At 75.5% G+C, this 4,497-nt stretch carries 2 protein-coding genes; both read left to right on the top strand.

The genetic code is table 11. The annotated features are described in order from the left end of the window. Window positions 1-2,983: non-ribosomal peptide synthetase (locus IH45_RS0142205; RefSeq protein ID WP_158813478.1), on the top strand; the 2,983-nt coding region annotated here is incomplete at its 5' end. 105 nt (window positions 2,984-3,088) lie between these two features. Next, window positions 3,089-4,497, top strand: a 1,409-nt coding sequence (locus tag IH45_RS0142200; RefSeq protein ID WP_032919524.1) for a condensation domain-containing protein, incomplete at its 3' end; no start/stop codon positions are given.

Here is a 4,497-nt window from a genome sequence, read left to right as displayed (position 1 = left end):
GGCCGACTCGCGGCCGTCCGCCGTGGTGTGCGGGGAGGGGACGCGAGCGGCGGTTCCGGTGGATACGGCGGGGCCGCTGGTGGTGCTGGAGAAGGTGGATGCCGTTGATGCGGCGTCTCAAGTGCCGATATCCGGCGGCGACTTGGCGTATGTGATGTACACCTCCGGCTCGACGGGCACCCCGAAGGGTGTCGCCGTGCCGCACGGCAGTGTGGCCGCGCTGGCCGGGGAGCGGGGCTGGTCCCTCGGCCCGGACGACGTGGTGCTGATGCACGCGCCGCACGCCTTCGACGCCTCCCTGTTCGAGATCTGGGTGCCGCTGGTCTCCGGCGCCCGGGTGGTCGTCGCCGGGAGCGGTGTGGTGGACGCGCAGCGGGTGCGGGAGGCGGTGGCGGCGGGCGTCACGGCGGTGCACCTGACCGCCGGTTCGTTCCGGGTGGTCGCGGAGGAGGCGCCGGAGTCCTTCAAGGGGCTGCGGGAGGTGCTGACCGGCGGCGACGTGGTTCCGGCGGCGTCCGTCACGCGCGTCCGGGAGGCGTGCCCCGACCTCGCCGTACGGCATCTGTACGGGCCCACCGAGACGACGCTGAGCGCCACGTGGCACCGGCTACGGGCGGACGAGGCCGTGGGGGACGTGCTGCCCATCGGACGTCCGCTGCCCAACCGCCGGGCGTACGTGCTGGACGCGTTCCTCCAGCCCGTACCGCCGGGCGTGACCGGGGAGCTGTACCTCGCGGGGACGGGCCTGGCGCGTGGCTATCTCGACCGTCCCGGCCCGACGGCCGAGCGCTTCACGGCCGATCCCTTCGCGCCCGGCATGGGGGTCCCCCCGGCCGAAGGCTGGGGGAGGATGTACCGGACCGGCGACCTGGCGCGCTGGACCGGCGGCGGTGAGCTGGTCTTCGCCGGGCGGGCCGACGCGCAGGTCAAGATCCGTGGCTACCGGATCGAGCCGGGCGAGATCGAGACCGTGCTCGCCGCCGCGCCGGGGGTGGCCCAGGCCGCCGTCGTCGCCCGCGAGGACCGGCCCGGGGAGCGGCGGCTGGTCGGCTATGTCGTACCGGACGGGGGCGTACCGGACGGGCAGGAAGCGGACGCGGACGCGGACCGGATCCGTGAGCACGTCGCCAAGGTGCTGCCGGACTACATGGTGCCCGCGGCCGTGCTGGTCCTGCCGGAACTGCCGGTGACGGCCAACGGCAAGGTGGACCGCAAGGCCCTGCCCGCGCCCGGCTTCGCCGGGAAGACGGCGGGCCGCGCGCCGCGCACGGTGGCGGAGGACATCCTGTGCGCGCTCTTCGCCGAGCTGCTGGGCCTGGACGACGTGGGCGCGGAGGACAGCTTCTTCACGCGCGGCGGCGACTCGATCATGTCGATGCAGCTCGCGGCCCGCGCCCGCCGCGAGGGGGTGCTGTTCAGCGCCCAGGACGTGTTCGAGCAGGAGACGCCGGGCGCGCTGGCCGCCGTGGCGCGGCTCGCCGACGAGGTGCGCGCGGCCCCGGACGCGGGCGTGGGGGAGGTGGCCTGGACGCCGGGCATGCTGGCACTCGGGGAGTACGCGCTGAGCGCTGCGTTCGCGCAGTGGATGATCGTCACCACGCCCGCGGACCTGCGGCCGGACGTGCTCACCGCCGGGCTGGCCGCCGTCCTGGACACCCACGACATGCTGCGGGCCCGGGTGGAGCGTGCCGAGGGCGGCCCGCGCCTCGTCGTGCCCGCGCGCGGCGCGGTGGACGCGACCGGGCTGGTCACCCGTATCGACGCCGCGGACACACCGGCAGACGGCCTGGACGATTTCGCCGAGCGCGCCGCCCAGGAGGCGACGGGGCGGCTGGACATCGGGGCGGGCGTACTGGTGCAGGCCGTATGGCTGGACGCCGGGCCGGGACGGGCCGGACGGCTCGCCCTGGTGATCCACCACCTCGTCGTGGACGGCGTGTCCTGGCGCATCCTGCTCCCGGACCTGCGGGCCGCCTGCGAAACGGCGGCGGCCGGGCGCGTACCGGAGCCGGCCCCCGTCGGTGTCTCCTTCCGGCAGTGGGCGGGGGCTCTCGCGGCACAGGCCACCGAGGAGCGCCGCGTCGCCGAACTTCCGCAGTGGAAAGCCCTGTTCGAGTCCGTCGCCCCGCCGCTGGGCGGGCGGGCCCTGGACCCGGACCGGGACACCTTGCTCGGCATGGAACGGCGCACCTGGGCGCTGTCCGGCGCGACGGCGGCCACGCTGACCGGGGACGCCCCCGCGATGTTCCACTGCGGCGTCCACGAAGTGCTGCTGGCGACGCTGGCGGGCGCGGTGGCGTCCGGGCAGTCCGGGGCCGCGCTCGTCGTGGACATCGAGGGGCACGGCCGTGAACCGGTCGACGGGGCCGACCTGTCCCGCACGGTGGGCTGGTTCACCGGCGTCCACCCGGTCCGCCTGGACGTCTCCGGCGTGGACCTGGACGAGGCGGCGGAAGGCGGCCCGGCAGCCGGCGAGCTGCTCAAACGGGTCAAGGAGCAGGCGCGCGCGATACCCGGCGACGGCCTCGGCCACGCCCTGCTGCGCCATCTGAACCCGGCGACCGGCCCGGAGTTGGACACCCTCCCGGACGCCCACATCGGGTTCAATTACCTGGGCAGGTTCGCCGGGGCCGGCCGCGCCGGGGCGACGGGGGACGCCTGGCAGCCGGCCGGCACCTCGGTCGTCGGCAGCTCCGCCGACCCGCGCACACCCGCCCCGCACGCCCTGGAGGCGGGGGCCTACGTCCGGGACACCCCGGACGGCCCGGAACTGGCCCTCACCCTCGCCGGACCCGCCGGCCTGTGGGCGGACACCGCCGTCGAACGGCTGGGCCGGCGCTGGCTGGACCTGCTGGACGGCCTGGCCGCCCACACCGCCGACCCCGCCGCCGGCGGGCACACCGCCTCCGACTTCCCCCTGCTGGACCTCGGCCAGGACGAGGTCGAGGAGTTCGAAGCCGGCTTCACCGACGACAACCGGTAGCCGGTGGGCCGCGAGCCCACGGCCCGCCGACCGCGGGCCGTGGCCCGCGAGCCGTGAACCGCACCTCGTAGTCCGCTGAACGCACGTCGTTTTGAGGAGTAAGCGATGACCCGATCTCTTGTCGAGGACGTGTGGCCGCTCTCGCCGCTTCAGGAAGGGCTGCTGTTCCACGCCGCCTTCGACGAGGAGGGCCCGGACGTCTACCAGGGGCAGCGGACGCTGGCGCTGGACGGACCGCTGGACGCCGACCGGCTGCGCGCCTCCTGGGAGGCGCTGGTGGCCCGGCACCCGGTGCTGCGGGCGGGCTTCCGGCGCCGCAGGTCGGGCGACGCGGTACAGGTCGTCGCGCGCGAGGTGCGCCTGCCGTGGCGGGAGGCCGACGTGTCCGGCCTCGGCGGGGCCGAAGCGCTCGCCGAGGCCGAGCGGCTGGCCGCGGAGGAGCGGGCCGAGCGGTTCGACCCGGCGGCGCCGCCGCTGCTGCGCCTGCTGCTGATCCGCCTGGGCGGCGAGCGGCACCGGCTGGTCATCACCTCCCACCACGTCCTGATGGACGGCTGGTCCATGCCGGTGCTCCTCAACGAGCTGACCACGGTGTACGCGGCGGACGGCGACACCGGCGGACTGCCCAGGGCCGCCCGCTACCGCGACTACCTGGCCTGGCTGAACCGGCAGGACAAGGACGCCGCCCGGCAGGCGTGGCGGGCGGAGCTGGCCGGCAACGACGAGCCGACGCTCGTCGCACCGGCCGACCCGGCCCGGCTGCCCGTCGTCCCCGAGAGCCTGATCAGCGAGATCCCCGAGGATCTGACGCGCGGCCTGGTCGGGCTGGCCCGGGCCCGCGGGCTGACGGTGAACACCGTCGTGCAGGGCGCCTGGGCGCTGGTCCTGGCGCGGCTGGCCGGGCGTGACGACGTGGTGTTCGGCGCCACCGTGGCCGGGCGCCCCGACGCGCTGCCCGGCGTCGAGTCGATGGTGGGCCTGTTCATCAACACGCTGCCGGTCCGCGTACCGCTCGACGGCGCGCAGCCGGTGCACCGCCTCCTCGCCGGCATCCAGGAGCGGCAGACCGCGCTCATGTCCCACCAGCACCTGGGGCTGGGCGAGATCCAGAAGCTGGCCGGGCCCGGCGCGGTCTTCGACACGCTCGTGGTGTTCGAGAACTACCCGGCGGCGCCCGCCGGGACGACCGGCCCCGACGCCTTCACCCTGAGCTTCCTCGAAGGCCGCGAGACCTCCCACTACCCCTTCACCCTGGTCGTCGTGCCGGGCGAACGGATGCTGTGCAAGCTCGACTACCGCCCCGACCTCTTCGACCGCCCCACCGCCGAGGCCGTCTTCGGGCAGCTGGTACGGGTGCTGGAGCAGGTGGTGGCCGATCCGTCGGTGCCGGTGGGCCGGATCGGCGTGCTGGGCGCGGAGGAACGGCGGCTGGTCGTGGAGGAGTGGAATGCGACGGCCGGGGAGGTGGCGGGGCCGTCGGTGCCGGAGCTGTTCGCGCGGCGGGTGGCGTCGGC

The sequence above is a fragment of the Streptomyces rimosus subsp. rimosus genome, assembly GCF_000720725.1.
Taxonomy (GTDB): domain Bacteria; phylum Actinomycetota; class Actinomycetes; order Streptomycetales; family Streptomycetaceae; genus Streptomyces; species Streptomyces rimosus_A.
The sequence above is the reverse complement of the archived record's forward strand: the minus strand, read 5'-3'. Positions and strand labels throughout refer to the sequence as shown.